The sequence below is a fragment of the Pseudomonas sp. B40(2017) genome (assembly GCF_002112855.1).
Classification (GTDB): Bacteria; Pseudomonadota; Gammaproteobacteria; order Pseudomonadales; family Pseudomonadaceae; genus Aquipseudomonas; species Aquipseudomonas pharyngis.
Map to the genome: position 1 here is coordinate 13,718 of NZ_NEIT01000004.1, position 19,016 is coordinate 32,733.

General features: G+C 60.3%; 10 protein-coding genes. 6 read left to right on the plus strand and 4 right to left on the minus strand.

Annotated elements, in window-relative coordinates; all coding sequences use genetic code 11:
- Positions 1-18 precede the first annotated feature (18 nt).
- Together CAF76_RS10805 and CAF76_RS10810 are read right to left on the minus strand one after the other, a co-directional pair.
- Complete coding sequence (locus tag CAF76_RS10805) at positions 19-4,938, minus strand: NEL-type E3 ubiquitin ligase domain-containing protein (protein ID WP_256579604.1); 4,920 nt, start codon at positions 4,936-4,938, stop codon at positions 19-21.
- A 290-nt stretch (positions 4,939-5,228) separates the two neighbouring features.
- Complete coding sequence (locus CAF76_RS10810; protein WP_085610897.1) at positions 5,229-8,360, minus strand: transglycosylase domain-containing protein; 3,132 nt, start codon at positions 8,358-8,360, stop codon at positions 5,229-5,231.
- 498 nt (positions 8,361-8,858) lie between these two features.
- Between CAF76_RS10810 and CAF76_RS10815 the strand changes: the two genes are divergently transcribed.
- The 4 genes from CAF76_RS10815 to CAF76_RS10830 all read left to right on the plus strand — a co-directional run bounded on the left by CAF76_RS10815 (position 8,859) and on the right by CAF76_RS10830 (position 14,004).
- The gene (locus tag CAF76_RS10815; protein WP_011335773.1) at positions 8,859-10,280 is read left to right on the plus strand and encodes an amino acid permease; all 1,422 of its coding nucleotides are present in this window, start codon (positions 8,859-8,861) and stop codon (positions 10,278-10,280) included.
- Positions 10,281-10,450: 170 nt separating this feature from the next.
- Entirely contained in the window at positions 10,451-11,956 is a 1,506-nt protein-coding gene (locus tag CAF76_RS10820) for a glucosyltransferase domain-containing protein (protein WP_085647230.1), read from the plus strand.
- A 108-nt stretch (positions 11,957-12,064) separates the two neighbouring features.
- Positions 12,065-12,439, plus strand: a complete 375-nt coding sequence (locus tag CAF76_RS10825) for a GtrA family protein (protein ID WP_085647231.1) — start codon at positions 12,065-12,067, stop codon at positions 12,437-12,439.
- A complete protein-coding gene (locus CAF76_RS10830; protein WP_143491848.1) occupies positions 12,436-14,004 on the plus strand; it encodes a glycosyltransferase family 39 protein in 1,569 nt (522 codons plus the stop codon). The genes CAF76_RS10825 and CAF76_RS10830 overlap by 4 nt, the downstream gene beginning before the upstream one ends.
- Positions 14,005-14,008: 4 nt before the next feature.
- Here the strand turns inward: CAF76_RS10830 and CAF76_RS10835 are convergent, their stop codons facing one another.
- Both CAF76_RS10835 and CAF76_RS10840 read right to left on the minus strand, forming a co-directional pair.
- Positions 14,009-15,628, minus strand: coding sequence for an FMN-binding glutamate synthase family protein (locus tag CAF76_RS10835; RefSeq protein WP_085647233.1), 1,620 nt, complete (start codon positions 15,626-15,628; stop codon positions 14,009-14,011).
- A 38-nt stretch (positions 15,629-15,666) separates the two neighbouring features.
- Positions 15,667-16,467, minus strand: a complete 801-nt coding sequence (locus CAF76_RS10840) for a LuxR C-terminal-related transcriptional regulator (RefSeq protein WP_085647234.1) — start codon at positions 16,465-16,467, stop codon at positions 15,667-15,669.
- Positions 16,468-16,592: 125 nt separating this feature from the next.
- Here CAF76_RS10840 and CAF76_RS10845 point away from each other — a divergent pair, with 125 nt between their 5' ends.
- Together CAF76_RS10845 and CAF76_RS10850 are read left to right on the plus strand one after the other, a co-directional pair.
- The gene (locus CAF76_RS10845) at positions 16,593-17,414 is read left to right on the plus strand and encodes a carbon-nitrogen hydrolase family protein (RefSeq protein ID WP_085647235.1); all 822 of its coding nucleotides are present in this window, start codon (positions 16,593-16,595) and stop codon (positions 17,412-17,414) included.
- Between the two features lie 275 nt (positions 17,415-17,689).
- On the plus strand, positions 17,690-19,015 hold the full coding sequence (locus tag CAF76_RS10850) for an APC family permease (RefSeq protein ID WP_085647236.1): 1,326 nt from the start codon (positions 17,690-17,692) through the stop codon (positions 19,013-19,015).
- The last annotated feature ends 1 nt before the right edge of the window (position 19,016 follow it).

The following is a 19,016-nucleotide window of genomic DNA, read 5'->3' on the forward strand; positions in this document are numbered from 1 at the left end:
ACGTACACCGGTCGAAGATCAGATCCCGGCCCGGGCCATGGCTTCGCGGGTCAGGCGTCTGCTCAGTCCCTTTTCCTCGTAACCGATGTCGCGTTGCAGGCTCTCGTAGACGGCATCGGTCAATGGCTCCTCCGTCAGGACCTGGTCCAGCGGGATGGACAGTTTGTCCGCCAGTCTCACCAGGCTTTTCAACAGGGTCTGCTGCTCGCTTTGGCTGGGTGCCTGTTGCCATTCCCGGCGCAATGACAACAGTTCCAGTCGGTCATGAAACAGCGCGGTGTTGCGGGCGAAATCGCTCGGGTAAGTCTGGCGCAGATAACGGTCCCAGAACGGTTGCTCGATCATTTGATTGACCAGCCCGTCGCCGACTTCGGCTGCAATGATCTTCCCGTAGGCTTTGTCGATCGCCTCGTCAGTGACGCCTGCCACCGGGCGAAACCTCATGGCCTCGGACTGCCAGGGCAGATCCAGACGCCTGGCCAGCCCGGTTTCATACGCCAGATGCACCTCGACCTGATCGGGGTTGCTGTCCGGCCCACGTGCCTTGATATCGGCACGGGCAATTTCACCCACTTGCTCAAGGCGCGCCGACCCTTTGGCCAGCGTCACCAGTCGGGCTTCGGTTTCGGCGAGGGTAGTGGAGAAGCTCAAGGCTTCCGTGGCCAGCACTTTTACCCCCATGTTGTTGAACAGTTGGGCGCCGGCGTCCTCACAGCCCTCCGGTTCGGTGGACATGAGCAACAGTTCTTCGCGCAGCATCGGGTCGAGCGTCATGGCGTCCACCATGCGCCATACGCGGTCGGTCAGTTGTGCGCGAGCGCGTCCCCCCTGGCGGTAGTCGGCGGAACGGGTCAGGTCCTGGATGACCGTGAAAAAACCTTCGGAATCCGGCTCGTTAATCAGTTCATGCCAATCCTCTGCGCGGTGGATACCGATGCCGGGTGATTCGCTGTACAGCGATGCATCTTCGTCGGGCGTCCATTTCTCCAGCAGATCTGCGGCAGGCGACCTATACCTGACGGCTGGCATCAACCCCACGGACTCTCGGTATTGTTCGTAAGTCATGCGAAGGTCGGGCGGCAGTTTTTCCCGGTCGACCCGGGTACGGGCGATGAGAAGGGCCTTGTCCGAGCCTGGGGCGACGTCGGGTATGGAACGCAGCCGGTTTCTGCGCAGATCGAGGAAAAACCCTTTCGGTCGGGCAAGGCTGAACACCCCCGGCGGCCAGGCCTTGAGATCGGTATTGGACAGGTTCAGGACCTTGAGCCAGGGCATGCGCTGCACGGGCGGCGGGTCGCCCAGTGGATTGTTGTCCAGTCGCAGGATTTCCAGGCGTTCGAGTCTCTGCATCTGCTCGATGGCGGACGGCGTCAGCTCGATCATGTTGTCACTGAGTCGCAGGGTTCTGAGCTGCGTCATATTGCCGATGTTGTCGGGCAGGCTTCGCAAGCCACAGTTCCTGGCACTGAGTTGCTGCAGATTGGGAAAGTTCTTGAGCAGACCCCCTGACCCGGACGAGAACTGTTGGGCATCGAGGCTCAGCGTCGTGATTTGCTCAAGATACGGTTTGAGTTCCGGCAAGGGTGGCCACCAGCGTTCGAGATTGTGCGGCAGTAGCTGTGAGGACAGGTCCAGGGTGTAACCGTCCTCCAGACGGGTGCCGCGTTCGCCGAACACCTCGCCAATCCTGTCGAAGCAATCCACCAGACGCTCCATGATCAGCCGACCGCCCTTGCGCTCGAACTCCCAGTAGGCGTCGGGCAGGCGGCCGGCGTCGTCCGGCTCGAATCCGCTCAGATAGCGTTGGCGCCAGTTCTCCAGGGTGTTCCTCAGGTTTGTCCGCTCAAGCTTCAGCCGTTCGATTTCCTGGTGGGGATCGCCCTTGGCCTGCAACGAACGGGTGAAGGCAGCCACCTCGCCCCGGTCAAAGTGCGGATAGAGTTCCTGCACCTTGGTTTCGACGGTTTTCTCGGTGAACGGCCAGCGTACCTTGGACAGCCCTTTGCCCTGCACCAGCAGCTCGGTCTGCCGGGGCACGAACGCCCGCAGGGGTGGCCGGGCAAGCAGTGTCCGGCGCTCGGCGGGTGTATGCGCCTTGGCCATCACCCATTGCCTGAACATTTCCCCTTGCCCCGGGCGATAGCCCAGTGCGTTGCGTTTTGTCACCGGCAGGGCTGACAGGACGGCTTCATAGAGACTGTCGGCTCCGTGGAGCAGCCTGTTCTCGCCATCGTGCACCTCATAGCGACCATGCTCGTCCCTGACCAGGATTCGCACGCTGGTCGCGTCTTCGGCCCCGGCACGGCAACGCAGCGGTCCTTCAGTGGTGCCGTCGCGTACTTCGATGCGCAAGTCGGCGAAAGCGTCGACATGCAGTCGCAGGGCATTGAGGGCCAGGCGCTCGGTATCGGGCACCAGTAATGCCGGTTCGTAGAGGCCTTCGACGGCACGGGCCGCCCGCGCTTCGAAGGCACTTTCACGGGCCAGGTTCTTCAGGCGCAGGGGAATGCGCTGCTGTTCGGACATGAGCTGTCGTTCCGCAGGCGTCGCTTGCTTCAGCAGGGGCTGAGCGACCGCCGATGGCAGTTGCGGGAGTCGGCGCTGCAGCAGATTCACCTGCGGATTGCCGGAGCGGTTCCTGAGTCGGTACTCGTAATCGAAAATCTCGGGGGTTCGCGCCTCGACGGCTTGCGCCATCCGATTGCGCAGCGCCTGGACCTGCAAGTCCTGGGGGTAATGTCTGCCCAGCACGGCGGTCATGTCGGATTCACTCAGAAAACCGGGCAGACGCTCCGGCAGCCGGCCAGCCATCAGGTCGGCAAGACTGATGTCCAGCATCTTGTCGGAGGGCGCTGCGGCGTTGCCGTACTGGCGGTGGCTGCCGGTCAGGTCGGCTTGCTCGAAGACTCTCAGCCCTTTATCCGCCGGCCATCCCGGCAGGTTCGCCGCGATGGTTTCAAACCAGTAGGAGTCGGCGGGCAAGGGTTGCCCGTGACGCACGAGCTGGCTCGCACCGCGGGTTCGATCCCAGGTATCGAAACGGGCGACGGTGTCGGCCAGCAGCGGTGGCGGAGCGGCGTTGTCGACATGCATCCGGCGTAATGAGTCATCCGGCGTGCCGCTGATGCGGCGCAGTGTTTCCAGCTCGGCGGGCGTGTAGTCATCGACGGAATGCCCGATCCGTCGCATCAGGGTTGATCCTTCCCAGTCCTGGGGCCGTTCGCCTTCGTGGACCCAGGCACCCAGGCCGTTGTGGCGCAATTGGGGAGCGTAGGCTTGTGAGCGCGTCGGGTGCAGGATTCGATATTGGTCGCTGGAGATGTCGTACAGCACCTGGTAATGCTTGCCCTCCAGGGGCAGGACGGTTTTGCCCGCGACCTGGTGCAGACCGAGGGTGTCGGGTTTCGATGTCGGGTTCGGTGCCAGTGTCGGTTGCTCATAGGGTGTGAGATCCGGGTGCCAGAGGCGGGTCTTGCCGTCGAACGAGCGCACGGGCCTCATCCCTTCGATCAGCGGTGACAGCTTCAGGCGAAAGGTGTTGCCGATCGTCACGCCGGCGCCGAATGCCGCCAGTTGCAGGACGTCGGTCACCACCCCCAGCACATGTTCGCCCACTTCGGCGAAATGCCCCTCGGCCAGGTCCACCATGCCTTCGACCGCTTCGTTCGTAAGCTGGTACGCGGTATAGGCGAGCATGAGTTCGCCCAGAAACGGTACGAAAGGTGTCATCACCAGCAGCGCTGCATTGAAGATATCCGAAGCGATTTTCTTGAAGTTTTCCCACCAGGCCCAGCGCGCCTGACTGTCCGCGTCGGCAGTGGGCACCGCGATGCCCCGGGCGTCATTGAGAATCTTGTTCAGTCGTTGCTGGTAAAGGTGAGTCCACAGCGGCTGGTTGATCGGCGGGGCGCTGAACTGCAACTGGGGATTGCTCACCGGAGTTTCGCGCCAGGACGGCCGCGGATCGCCCGGCTCCCTCGGGTACCACTTGACGTACGTGAGACGTTGCTCGAGGTCGGCGAAAAAATGTCCACGTTGTTCGTGATCGACAAACTGACTGAAGAACTGGCGGTAGCTCATGCCGGTCGATGGCAGGACGTTGTTGTCGCGCAGTTGCCGGCTCAGTTCGTTCATGAAATCCGGGATGGACGGGTATTCCTTGAGCGGGTGCTCGGGGTCGTGAGGCACATAGGCGATCATTTTCTGTGAGCGCTGCGGTGTATCGGGATCGGGCCTGATGATCAGGATCCCGGTGAGCGTGAGGTCCATCATGCCCAGATCGCAGAGCTGCATGGATTGCTGATCGAGCTTCAATTGCTGCCGACCTTCGAGCAGTTCGCGGACCAGTGCGTGCCCCTGACGGCTGATGTCGTTTTTCGCCAGCGCGATGTGCGCGGCAGCCTTGAGCGCCGATTGCTGGCTGCGCTGGACCTGGAGTTTCAGATAGGCAACAGAGACCGGGTCCCGCTCGAGCAGGAACGTTTCGAGGTGGGCCTTGTACTGCGCGCCGATGTCCAGTTCGCGGCACAGCGCCTGAAACTGGCTGACACTGATCCGGCTATTGATCGGTGATACATCGAACAGGTCGCGCGCAGGATCGGTCTTGACGACGAAAGCCGAGTCTTTTGCGAATGTTTCGTCATAGGCGAAGTTATGAAGGGCCGCATCGAGGAGTGACACGGTTCTTGCGGTATATCCTTTTGAAACTTGAATCACCCACCAACTGCTTTCCTTGGGGACATACAGTCGCAAACAGGTGTTTTCGACGTCGACATTGATTTTGTATTGCTCAAACAACTTTGCCCGCAACAATGGCTCGGCGAATGCACGAATGTCCTGCAAACGCCACAGTATCCGGTCAACCTTGTTCTGCGTGCTCCAGGCCTTCTTGTTGGCGCTGTCCAGGCGTTCGGCATGGTTGGCCGGCAAATCGGTCATCCACATATGACGATGCAGCGGAACATGTCGCAATGCATTGTTTCGATGCCAGCGCATATCAAGATAAACAGCGTCGATCCGCGATTTTATCAATTCGTAATGTTGCCCTTTGTATTCATTTATTGCAGTCATTGGTGAAGCCTTGAATAAGTCGTGAGTTTTCAGACTAACGTTCAAGACTCGGAATGATTAGTTCAAAAGCCTGTTTGGGAATGCTGGGGTTTATCGCGGATCCATTGAATATTGATATGTATAAAACATATAAATAACACCCCGGCTTTGAATCCGTTTCAAGTGCCCGTACTCAGTGCCGCCACCGCTGTGTTTGCAGGGGGCAGGCACTGCGAGTCGCTGCCCGGTTGCAGGTACGGCATCAGGATCGGTGCCATGCCCTTGAGCACTTGCACCGGCAGGGCCGAGGTGAATTTGAAGTTCTCGGCCGAGCGCCCCGGCACGAACGCTGTGAGCGTGCCGAAATGGTGGTCGCCGATGTAGAACACGAAGGTCGCCGTGCGGTTGATCGATTTCGAACTGAGAATCCGTCCTCCGGAGCCAATCGCTTCGATCCGGTTGTCGCCTGTGCCGGTCTTGCCGCCCATGGTCAGCGGTGTTCCATCGGCCAGTTTGAAACTGCCGGAAACACGTTTGGCGGTTCCCGAGTCCACCACTTGCGACAGCGCTTCACGCATCGCCGTGGCGACTTCGGACGGCATCACCCGTTTGCCCACATGAGGATCATTGACCAGTTTCGTTTCGTAAGGCGTGCCAGCGGCAAAGTGCAGGCTGTCGATGCGCAGGGTCGGCATGCGCACACCGTCGTTGAGGATGGTGCCGATCAGTTCGGCCAATGCGGCGGGGCGATCCCCGGAGCTGCCGATGGCGGTGGCCAGCGACGGCACCAGATGATCGAACGGGTAGCCGACTTTCTGCCAGCGCTGATGAATGTCGAGGAACGCTTCGATCTCCAGCATGGTGCGGATGCGGCTGTCACGTGCGCCCTTGTGCCGGCTTTTGAACAGCCAGCTGTAGACTTCCTGGCGCTCGAACTGGCTGGCCTTGACGATGTCCTTGAAGGTCGCATCGGGGTGGTTGAGCAGGTAGCCGATCATCCACAGGTCCAGCGGGTGAACCTTGGCGATGAAGCCCTGATCCGGCAGGTCGTAGGTGCCGGGGCCGTAGGCCAGATAGAGCCGCTCCAGGCGTTCGTCGGTGAGTTTCTCGGTAATTTTTACGCCCTTGAGGTGCGAGCGCACAAAGGTGTTGAAGTCCTCCTGGCTGGCGTTGGGCAGCAGGTAACGGTGCACGGCGGCCATGCGGATCGGGGTCGGGCGCATGCTGTCGAGGAAGGTATCGAGCCGGGCCTGGGTGTCCTTGTTGCGGTACTTCTTCCAGAACTTGAGCAGGAACGAGGTGCCCTCGCGATCGGCGAACGAGGCGAGGTATTCCTGACGTCTTGGGTCGCGGTCGTCCTTGAGCAGCTCGGCGCTGTTGTTGGGGCCTGAGTAGGTGGTGTAGCGCACCAGATCGCGCATCAGGCGAATGAACGGCAGGTTGATCGATTCGCGCAGGGCATCGCGCAGGGTCGGCAGGCGGCCGTTGTCTTCCTTGCGAAAGTTATGAAACGTGTGCAGCCCGCCACCGGTAAAAAAAGCTTCGCCGGGACTGGCCGAGTATTTGCGATCAAGGGCTGCGCCGAGCAATTTCGACAGATCGCGATCCTTGTTCTGGATCAGGTAATCGACCACCCACCGGCTCAGGCGATCCTGTTCAGGGACCTCGACTTTCTTCAGCTCCGGCACGCTCATGGCGGCGTATTTGTCATGCAGCTCGGCGATGATTTGCAGGTAGGTGGTCAGCACCCGCATTTTCGCCGTGGAGCCCAGCTCCAGTTTGCTGCCTTCGTTGATGTCGAACGGCTGATCGGTGCTGTCGGTCTGCACCCGCACACGTGAACCGTCCGGGGTCAGCTCGAACAGGGTGAAGCTGTAACGCACCTGAGTAGTGCTGGTGGGCGTCAGCAGGCGTTCGCCCATCAGGCCGACTTCGGTCGCATAGGCCGGGTCAGCCAGTCGTTTCAGATAGGCGGTGGCCTGGGTTTGCAGCTCGCCTTGCAGGGTGCTGGTGGCGGAGAGGTCGAGGCGGTCAAGGTCGTACAGCGGACGGTTGAGCATCGACGCCAACCGGCTGCGGGCGACACTGATGCCCTTGTTGGTCTCGATCGGCTGGATGGTCGGCTGGGTCTGCCAGTCGCGATAGCTGATGGTGCTTGCCAGTGCCGCATCGGCCAGGGCGGCGTCGATCACACCGTTCTGTTTGAGCAGGCGCAGGTGGCTGTTGGTCAGTTCGACCAGTTCCTCGCGGCCCTTGGTCAGGTAATGCGAAGGACGGCGCTGAGCGATCATCAGCGAGAGCATTTCGCGCAGGGCCAGGCCCTTGTCCGCCATGGACTGCGGATCGGTCGCCGAGCTGGAGAGTTTGCGGTTGGCCTCGTTGAAATCGGCGCCGTACCAGACCCGCAGGCCCTCGGCCATGCCGTGCACTTCGCCATGTCCCGGCACCGCCGACAGCGGCACGCTGTTGAGGTAATCGCGAATGATGTTCTGCCGCGCCGGCAAGGTGTCCGGGCCGCCCTGATAGGCGCGCACGCTGGCGGAAATCATCTGGCGAATCTTCTCCGCGCCGGACACCGTCAGGCCGTCAGGCGAGTGGCGGTATTTCTCAAGCTGGGTGGCCAAAGTACTGCCGCCGGCCGACTGCCCTGGCAAGTGCAGCAACTTGGCGACCTGCGACCACGCGGCCATGCCGAAGCGCGGCCAGTCCACCGCCGGGTTGGCCAGCGGTTGCTTTGGATCGAGCAGAAAACGGTTTTCGATGAACAGCAGGCTGTTGACCACCACCGGTGGAATCGAATCGAAACTCGCGTAAAGCTGCTGCGGATAGTTGTACTGATACAACGGCGCGGCGCGGCAATCGGTGATCGACAGCCCGGCCTGGATCTTTTCGGAATAGGGCACGAACAGGCCCTTGTCGGTGTAGTTGAGCAGGGCCGGGGAGAAGCGCGTCTGCTCGGTGATCACGTAGTTGCGCTTGAGCAGCCGTGGCAGGAATTCGTCCAGCGAGCTGTAGCCCAGGCGCAGGTCGAACGGCCCGTTGCCCGGATAGCGGATCGCTTCGCTGGGCCCCGGTTGCAATTCGTACTTGAGTTTGGCGGCGTACTGGCTGACCTCGCGGGACTGAAAGCGCGAGGTGCGCATTTCCTTCATCGCGGCCAGGCCCACGACAATCGCGATGATCACCACCAGGAGCCAGAAAGCCTTCCACCCGTGCCGGTTGCGGCGGGGTTTTTCAGGTAAAGGCGCTTCATCCACACGTTCAGTCGGAACCACTTTTTCACTCGAATCGGTTTGCCACAAAGCGCCCATAGTCGATTGATCCATTCACGCAGATTGATCGGACTTGTCTGAAGCTTAGTCGGTGGTTGGCGCGGGTGAAAAAATTGTGAAGGAGTGACCCTGAACAAATCTGCACATCCGGCTGCAACTCTCCGGCAAGTGATCGCAGGCCTGAAAAGTCCGGAACAGAGAGGTCCTGAGGCAGCTGCGACTTTGGTCGCGGCATGACGTTGCACCATTGCTGTGCAATACTCGGCGCCCATTTGCGCCGTGAATAATCCTCGAAATGCAGGATGGTTTATCTCGTAAACCTGTTAATAGACGAGGTTTACGTCTGAATCAGATGCCTTATAGAGTGAAAAAACCTGTCGCAAGCTTTTTATACTGCACGCCCCGCTGATCCCGCAGGTTGCTTCTGCGGGACGGTCCTGCCCACGAAGCAGGGCCGGTTTTACCCAGGCGCAGGCTTATCGGCCGACGCTTGAACACTCGGTGGTCACATCCAATAACAAGACGAGGAACTCCCCCATGCCAGTCGGCAATCACCCGCCCCATGGCGAAACCGCTCAAGGCGGTCCGCTCAAACGCGAACTTGGTGAACGGCATATTCGCCTGATGGCGCTCGGCGCCTGTATCGGTGTCGGTCTGTTTCTCGGTTCGGCCAAGGCCATCGAAATGGCCGGCCCGGCGATCATGCTCTCGTACATCATCGGCGGTCTGGCGATCCTGGTGATCATGCGCGCCCTCGGCGAAATGGCCGTGCACAACCCGGTTGCCGGCTCTTTCAGTCGCTATGCACAGGATTACCTCGGCCCGCTGGCGGGCTTTCTCACCGGCTGGAACTACTGGTTCCTGTGGCTGGTAACCTGCGTCGCCGAAATCACCGCGGTGGCGGTATACATGGGCATCTGGTTCCCCGATGTCCCGCGCTGGATCTGGGCGCTGGCGGCGCTGGTCAGCATGGGCTCGATCAACCTGATCGCGGTGAAGGCCTTCGGTGAATTCGAGTTCTGGTTCGCCCTGATCAAGATCGTCACCATCATCGCCATGGTGCTCGGCGGCATCGGCATCATCGCCTTCGGTTTCGGCAACGACGGTGTGGCGCTGGGAATTTCCAACCTGTGGGCCCACGGCGGCTTCATGCCCAACGGCGTGACGGGCGTGCTGATGTCCCTGCAGATGGTGATGTTCGCCTACCTCGGTGTGGAAATGATCGGCCTGACCGCCGGTGAAGCGAAGAACCCGCAGAAGACCATCCCGAATGCAATCGGCTCGGTGTTCTGGCGGATCCTGCTGTTCTACGTCGGCGCGCTGTTCGTGATCCTGTCGATCTACCCGTGGAATGAAATCGGCACCCAGGGCAGTCCGTTCGTGATGACCTTCGAGCGTCTGGGCATCAAGACCGCCGCCGGCATCATCAACTTCGTGGTGATTACCGCTGCACTGTCGTCGTGCAACGGCGGCATTTTCAGCACCGGGCGCATGCTCTACAGCCTGGCGCAGAACGGCCAGGCGCCGGCCGGATTCGCTCGCACCTCGAGCAACGGCGTACCGCGTCGGGCGTTGCTGCTGTCGATCTTCGCCTTGCTGCTGGGCGTGCTGCTCAACTATCTGGTGCCGGAAAAAGTCTTCGTCTGGGTGACCTCGATTGCCACCTTCGGCGCGATCTGGACCTGGGTGATGATCCTGCTGGCCCAGCTCAAATTCCGCAAAGGCCTGAGCGCCAGCGAACGTGCGGGCCTGAAGTACAAGATGTGGCTGTTCCCGGTCAGCTCGTATCTGGCGCTGGCGTTCCTGGTGCTGGTGGTCGGCTTGATGGCGTACTTCCCGGATACTCGTGTGGCGCTGTATGTAGGCCCGGCGTTCCTGGTGCTGCTGACCGTGTTGTTCTACGTGTTCAAGCTGCAACCGAAGGATTCGGTACAGGGCGCGATGCGTTCGGCTTCGTAATTCGTTGTCGCTGAAACCTGAAAGCCCCGGTCGAAAGTCCGGGGCTTTTTCATGGGGGTGAGTTGATGCCGCTGGTCTGAAATCAGCGCAAAAAACGACCTCTGATTCAGAGTCATGTTCGAAGGTTTATCTACGTTGTTTCCCGCGCAGCCGTGAACAGAGGCGCAGGTATGAGGATCAGCGATTTTCTCGTACGAGAACTTGGCCGCCGTCAGGTCGTACTGTTCTTCCTGCTCGCCACGCTGCTGTACATCCTGCCGCTGATCCTCGCCGATTTCCCCTACATCGACGACAACTGGCGCACCCTCGCTGCCGGCAACGCCTGGGCGGGGCAGGGGCGGTTGTTCATGGATTGGCTGTATCAGGCGCTGAGCTTCACCGGCGCTGCGCCGAATATTTTTCCACTGCCGCTGTTGCTCGCCACCGTAGCGATGTCGTTCGCTCTGACCCGGCTGACCTTCCACTATTTTCCCGAACCGACGCTGGCCTGTTGTCTGGTGCCGTTGCCGCTCTGGTACAACCCGTTCCTGTTGCAGAACCTGTCCTATCAATACGACGGCGCCGGCATGGCCCTGAGCCTGGTCGCGGTGATTTATGCAATCACCTTTTGCGGCGCTTCACGCATTCAGCGATGGCTGGTGCCATCGGTGTTGCTGGCGCTGGCGATCGGGTTCTATCAGATCAGCCTGAATGTGTTTCTCGGGTTGTGCTGCCTGGAATTGCTCAGGAATGTTCACCGGCGAGTGCCGTGGGATGAACTCTGGCACCGGTCGGGCTGGCGGCTGGCGCAACTGCTGCTGGCAGTGTCGATCTACAGCGTCACGGCCTATCCATTCACTGACGCCGGACGCACGCAATTGCTGAATCCGAGCGCTGACCCGTTGCTGCAGATCGGCGTCAATATCGGTCGGGTGATGGAGAAGGTTGCGCTGCTGTTTCACGGCGGCTACACGGTGGTTTGTATTGTGTTGGTGCTGTGCGCCGTCTTCGGCGCCGTGCAGTTGGGGCGCCAAGTGCGCGAGCGCGAAATGCCGCGCGCCAAGGGTTTGCTCCTGAGCTTCAGTTGCCTGCTGGCATGGTCGCTGATTGTGCTGCTGGTGCCGGGCTTTACCCTGCTGTTTCGCGACTTCAACGAAGGCGCGCGCACCTTGATGGGGTTCGGCGTATTGCTGATGTCGCTGTTCTATCTGGCCCATCTGGGGTTGGCACCGTTACATCAGCGATTACCCCTGATGCTGGCGATTCCGCTTCTGGCCACGCTGTCGCTGTCCTTCGCTTATGGCCGGGTGCTGACGATGGAAAAAACCTTCGCCAGCAGTGCGCTCTACAGCCTCAGCCACGACATCTCGTCCCATCGAGAACTGCGCGAAGCCAAACGGATTTATCTCTCGGTGACGTACTCCGACCGCTGGCTCGCGGGGGCGGAAGGGACGTTCAAACAACTGCCGGTGCTGCGTTACTTGCTGAACATCGACTACTTCATGCTCGCCGAAACCCTGCCATCGGCGGGCATCACCAATGTGGTTGCAGAACGCGAACGACGCAACGCGACCCACGCCGGTCTGATGGGCTATCCACCCTTGGTGGACAGCCTTTATTACCGCCTCTACCTGATCGGCGACTACGGCTTCATCGTCATGAAAGAGCCGCCCCACGGGCGGTTATTGCAATGGTGACCGTTGGTCAGAAACCAGCGCCTACCTGTAATTTCTGACAGTAGACCGCACCCGTACCTTGCCCTAGCGTGAAAGCTCCGCCCGTTGCAGTGACAGCAAGGATTCACGATGAGGATCTTGTGGAAAGGATTTCCCGCCCAAACGGCAATCGGCCTCGCCGCAACGCTGGTCCATTGGCAGGTTTTTTTCGTACTGACCAGTGCGGTTCAGCTAGACCAGGCGGCCAGCAACTTCGCCGCGTTTTGCGTCGCCGCATCCTTCGCGTTTTACATGAACGCGCTCTACACGTTCGAGACCGGAACGTCGGTGCTGGCGTACCTGATGTTTATCGGAGTAATGGGGGCGTTGAGCTATGGCACAGGCGTGATCGCCGATGCATGGAGTCTGCCGGGACTGGTGACGGTGTCGGTGTTTTCACTGCTGGATCTGTTGCTGGGGTACTGCTTTTTCCGGTTTGTATTGTTTCGTGGGCGTCAGGCATGAAAAGCCTTGCGAGTGTTGCCGCCTCCGCCGGGTTCACTTCCTTGAGGATCGACAGACTGGCCCTTCTGGCGGTTGTATCCCTCGCCCTGTTCGTCCGGTTCTACGCCATTGATGTGCCGAGTATCTGGTATGACGAGGCCTACAGTCTGTTACTGGCCCGAGAAACACCGACACGCATCTGGGCATTGACGGCGCTGGATGTGCATCCGCCGCTTTATTACGTCCTGCTGCATTACTGGGTGCTGCTGTGGGGCGAAGGAGCGCTGCCGGCCCGTGCGCTGAGTGCACTGGCGGATGTCGGGACGTTGCTGCTGAGTATCAAGTTGATGAGCCTGATTGCCACACGCCGGGCGGTGTGGATGGCTGCATTGCTGTTGGCTTTATCGCCGGTTTCAGTTCGTTACAGTCAGGAAGTGCGGATGTATACCTTGCTGGGGTTCTGGTTGATGGGCGCTACGGTGGCGTTGGTGTGTTGGGCCAGGAGGCCGGAGCAAACCAGGTTCGCGGCTTTGTATGTGTTGTTGATGACTACAGCGTTTTATACCCACTACTTCGCGGGTTTGTGCATGTTGGTGCATTGGCTGTTTTGGTGGCAAAGCGGAGTGCAGCGCTACGCAACGAGAATGGCGGGAGAGCAATGGTTAGTCGCGAATGTCGCCATCGTTTTTCTATATTTGCCCTGGATACCTCACCTCTTGTCGCAGCTTGCGCTCACCGAGGGCTTGGGATGGATCGAGCCTGTGACCTTACAGGGGGCAATGACATTAGTCTGGCAGTTCACCGTAATGGGGGACGGCATCTCCCAACCGAGTCTATGGCACCTGATGCCCCTTGCTCTGGTGGTGTTGTGTGCCGCGACAGCCATTATCAATAACGAGGGTGAGCGACGATACAGTGTTCTGTTGGTGGGCTATTTCTTTATCCCGCTGGTTGCTGTTTACCTGATCTCTTTGTTTCTACCGTTGCTTGTACCCCGATATCTGGTTTTTACCGCGCCAGCTCTGCCGATGATTGCGGCGCTCGCTTTGGACATCTGGTGGCCGCGTCGTTTTATGTTGGCGAGTGCGGCATTGCCGCTTTTCGTCTTTGCGCAATTGCATGGGCTGAGTACGGTGTATTGGCAAACAGATGGGTTGAATGGAACCGAGAGACGCAGAGACACCCAGTTTTCTCAGTTGATGGCGCAATTGAATCAAAAAGCTCGCCCGGGAGACGAAATCGTAGTAACCAACGCTTTTTGGTACCCGACATTTGCTTATTTCAACGTCACCGGCATCGCTCCCAGGTTTGAGATCTCATCGATGGATGGCTTCTTGAAACTCACCCGTCGCAACGCCTTGAGCCTGATTCAGGATCCAGTAATGAATACCTATCTCGACGGCGTAACGATTCTGGATTGTCATAGCCAAAGGATCTGGTGGATCACAGACGCCGATTTACATGCTGACAGGCCGCTTTTCGCCAAGGGATGCACGCCCTCTATCACGATCCACGGCGCTCCCATTTCGGCTTATTTGTTTGCCCCGGATTCTGTGCCGGCATCCATGGACGCCGACATGCAATAAGCACTCAGGCAGCCACCCCATCCTGCGGCTCAAAACTGTCCGCCCGCGCCATCTGCCACATCCGCGAATAGAACTCGCCGTTCACTTCCCCGGTGAGCAATTCCCCTGGCTTCAGGAACACGTGCAACTGTGAGAACAGTTTGATTTCGGTCGCTGACATGCGCCGCACCAGATGCTTGGCCGACAGTTGCGAAGGATGATCGAGGCCGGCGGCGGCGAGCATTTCCGCCAGTGCCTTGAGTGTATTGCGGTGGAAGTTGTAGACCCGCTGAGCCTTGTCCGGCACTACCAGCGCGCGCTGGCGCAGGGTGTCCTGGGTGGCGACGCCGGTCGGGCACTTGTTGGTGTGGCAGCTTTGCGACTGGATGCAGCCGATGGCGAACATGAAGCCGCGCGCCGAGTTGGCCCAGTCGGCACCGATGGCCAGCACGCTGGCGATGTCGAAGGCGCTGACGATCTTGCCGCTGGCGCCGAGTTTGATCTTGTCCCGCAGATTCAGGCCGACCAGCGTGTTGTGTACGAACAGCAGACCTTCGCGCATCGGTACGCCGATGTGGTCGGTGAACTCCACCGGTGCGGCGCCGGTCCCGCCTTCCTTGCCGTCGACCACGATGAAGTCCGGCAGTATGCCGGTTTCCAGCATGGCCTTGGCGATGCCCATGAACTCCCACGGATGACCGAGGCAGAACTTGAAGCCCACCGGTTTGCCGCCGGACAGTTCACGCAGTTGCTGGATGAAATGCATCATTTCGATCGGCGTGGAGAACGCGCTGTGGCGCGACGGCGAAATGCAGTCTTCGCCCATCAGGATGCCGCGGGTGTCGGCGATTTCCTGGGTCACTTTGTGCTTGGGCAGAATCCCGCCGTGACCGGGTTTGGCGCCCTGGCTCATCTTGATTTCGATCATCCGCACTTGCGGGGTCTGCGCCTGGGCGGCGAAGCGTTCCGGGTCGAAGCGGCCGTCGCTGGTGCGGCAGCCGAAATAGCCGCTGCCCAGTTCCCAGGTCAGGTCACCGCCGTGTTCGCGGTGATAGGGGCTGATGCTGCCTTCGCCGGTGTCGTGGGCGAAGTTGCCGAGTTTCGCACCCTGGTTCAGCGCACGGATCGCGTTGGCGCTGAGGGAGCCGAAACTCATGGCCGAGATGTTGAACACCGACGCCGAGTACGGCTGGGTGCACTGCGGGCCACCGACGGTGACGCGGAAACTGCTCGGGTCGCTCAACGGCGCCGGACGCATCGAGTGGCCGATGAATTCGAAGCCGGACTGATAGACGTCGATCAGGGTGCCGAACGGCTTGTCGGCGGTTTCATTCTTGGCCCGCGAGTACACCAGCGAACGCTGGGCGCGGGAGAAGGGCAGGGCGTCGCTGTCGGATTCCAGCAGGTACTGGCGGATCTCCGGGCGGATGCCTTCGACCAGATAACGGATGTTGCCCAGGATCGGATAGTTGCGGCGCACCGCGTGTGGGCTTTGCAGCAGGTCGAACAGACCGATCAGGCTCAATACGCCGGTGACGGCGGTGATCGGCCACAGCCAGTCGTGTTCGAGAAAGGGCAGGCTGGCGAGGGTGAACATCACGCAGACGGCAAAGAAGGCGTAGCGGCTCAGGAGTGACAGGCTCATACGGTTTCCTTGGTTCGGACGGTTTTTTTTTGCAGCAGTCAGGCGTTCTGCGCCTGCAGAAAGATCGAAAACAGCTCCGACTGGGATTTGATCCCCAGCTTGCTGTACATGTGTTTCTTATGGACTTTCACGGTTTCAACAGAGATTTCCAGCTTACGGGCGATTTCTTTACTGGAGCAACCGCTGAGCATCAGGCGCCCGACGTCCAGTTCCCGGGCGGTCAGTTGCGCGCCCTTGAGCTGCTGCACCGACGCTTCGAGCTGCACCCGCCAGTCCGGTTGCGCAGGCGCCGGAGCCAATGCCACGGTTTCGTTGATTTCATAGGGCAGGCGCTGGCGCAACAGGCCGAGCACCCACGGCTGGATCAATGACAACAGGGCAATCTGCTCGCCGGTGAAGCGCTGCTGTCTGCCCAGCGACAGGCACAACGTACGGTCGCCCTCGAGCTGGCAATTGAACTGGATTTCGTCGGCCACCACATTCAGACGAAAGTATCGCTGGTAATACTCGGTCAGTTCGAAGTGCTCCGGCGCGACCTCCGACAGGCGATACAACCCGGTGCGCGACTGCTCGCGGCAGGCGATGTAGAACGGGTCGAGCAGGTACAGACCGCGCAGGTAATCCTGAAACAGCTGATCGGGACTGCCGTCGGCACCGGGGCATTCGGCGAACACCTGCGGGTGGCGGTCGGCGCTGAACAGCAGCGCCACCCAGCTATCGAACGGCACGTACTGGTCGAGCAGGCGCACCAGTTGCGCCCAGAAATTCGGCTTGTCGAGGGCGTCGATCAACTGTCCGACGGCGCGGTGCCAGGTGATGTCGTCAAACGAAAGAGTCATGCCTCTACCCCTATCGGGTTACCCCGGCCGCGTAATTCCCTGGCCGGTCGAATGCGAAGCATACTGGCCCACAGACAGCCGCCGGGCAATCTTTCGGCACCCGGCGCCCATAACAAGGACTGCCCATGAAAGTCGAACTCGCCCAACTGGCGGGCCGTGACAAAGACACGGCGTACAACCTCGAACGCGCCCTCGCGGCGATTGCTGCATGCCCGGCCGACACGCAATTGATCGTGTTCCCCGAGACCCACCTGATGGGGTTCCCGACCGCCGCCACCGTGGCGCAGATCGCCGAGCCGGTAGACGGCCCGACCGTCAGCGCCGTGCAGGCTGCCGCCCGCGAACGCAACCTCGCCGTGGTGATCGGCATGGCCGAGAACGACAACGGCCGCTTCTACAACACCACGCTGCTGATCACCCCTGAAGGCATCGACCTGAAATACCGCAAGACCCATCTCTGGGCCTCGGATCGCGGTGTGTTCGAGGCAGGCGACCGTTACGCCACCTGCCTGTGGAACGGTGTGCGGGTCGGTCTGCTGATCTGCTACGACATCGAGTTCCCGGAATCGGCCCGGGCCCTGGCGCAACTGGGCGCGGAGTTGTTGATCGTGACCAACGGCAACATGGACCCGTACGGCCCGACCCACCGCACCGCGATCATGGCTAGGGCCCAGGAAAACCAGGCGTTTGCGCTGATGGTCAATCGGGTGGAAGCCGGGGATGACGGGTTGATGTTTGCCGGCGGCAGTGCGCTGGTGGATCCGCTGGGCACGCTGCTGTTCGAGGCCGGGCGTGAGGAGGGGCGGTTCAGTGTCGAGCTGGATTTCGCTCAGCTGGAGCTGGCGCGCAAGGATTATCGGTATCTGGATGATCAGCGGTTGAGGTTGCCGGGGGAGGTGGTGGAGCGGGATGGCGGTGTTCGGGAGCTTTTGATTCCTGCCCGTTGAACTGCTGCCCTCACCCTAACCCTCTCCCGGAGGGAGAGGGGACTGACCGAGTTGTTCATTCGAAGTACATCGACCTGAGGGATCGAGTCGAACTCAGGATCTGAAAAGCATGGAGATCTGCTCCCTCTCCCCCTTGGGGAGAGGGCTGGGGTGAGGGGTGGATTTTGACGTTGACGCACCTTTAAGCCTTACCAAAAAACAACAACGCAACGCCCGAAACATTCGCCGAACTCGGCCTCTGCCATAAATCCAATAAAATCCGGAGTAAGTCGCCCATGGCTCGTTTGCAACGCACCCTTTCGCTAGGGTCGGTGGTGCTGTTCGGCATCGCCTACATGACGCCGATCATTGTTCTCGGCACGTTCGGCATCCTCGCCCAGTCCACCGCCGGCATGGTGCCCGCCGCGTATCTGGCGGCGCTGGTGGCGATGTTCTTCACCGCCATGAGCTACGGGCGCATGGCCGCCGCATTCCCGGTGGCCGGCTCGGCCTACAGCTATGTGCGCAAGGCCATCAGCCCGAAACTCGGCTTCATCGCCGGTTGGGCGGTGCTGCTCGATTATCTGTTTCTGCCGATGGCGATCTGGCTGATCGGCGCCGCGTATCTGGCTTCGGCCTTCCCGTCGATCCCGCAGTGGGTCTGGGTTCTGGCGTTCATCGGCATCACCAGCGCGATCAACATCATCGGCCTGAAACTGGCCAACGGCATCAACGCCTTGCTGATGCTGGTGCAATTCCTGGTGCTGATCGCCTTCGTCGCGCTGTGCGTGCATTACGTCGGTGGTGATGCCAGCGCGCCGCTGTGGTCGATCAAACCGTTCTTCAACGGCGACATGCAGATGCCGCTGATCATGAGCGGCGCCGCGATTGCCTGCTACTCGTTCCTCGGCTTCGATGCAGTCAGCACGCTCACCGAAGAAACCCGCGATCCGCGCCGCACCATCCCTCGGGCAATCATGTTGATCACCCTCATCGGCGGGCTGATCTTCGTCGGTGTCTCTTATTTTGTGCAGATCGCCCATCCGTCGTTCCAGTTCGACAGCGTCGACTCGGCGGCCTACGAAATTGCGCGCAACATCGGCGGCGATCTGTTCGTGTCGATCTTCCTGATTGGTCTGATCGTCGGTCAGTTCGCATCGGGCCTGTCGGCGCAGGCCAGCGGTTCGCGACTGTTGTTTGCGATGGGCCGTGACGGCGTGTTGCCGAAGTCGTTTTTCGGCACCTTGCACGAGCGCTTCGGTACGCCGGTCAACAGCATCCTGCTGTGTGCGGTGGTGGCTTTGCTGGCGCTGAAACTCGACGTGACCACCTCGACCTCGTTCATCAACTTCGGCGCGTTCCTGGCGTTCAGTCTGGTCAATCTTTCGGTGATTTTTCACTACTGGATCGGCGGCGAGAAAAAAGGCCTGCGCGAACTGGTTCTGTTCCTGGTCTTCCCGTTCATCGGTCTGCTGGCGGACTTGTGGCTGATGGTCAGCCTCGATCACCTGGCGGTGTATCTGGGCCTGAGTTGGCTGGCGATTGGTGTGCTGTATCTGGCGGTGCTGACCGGTGGCTTCCGTCGCCAACCACCGGAGATGGACTTTCAGGAAGCGGCCTGAT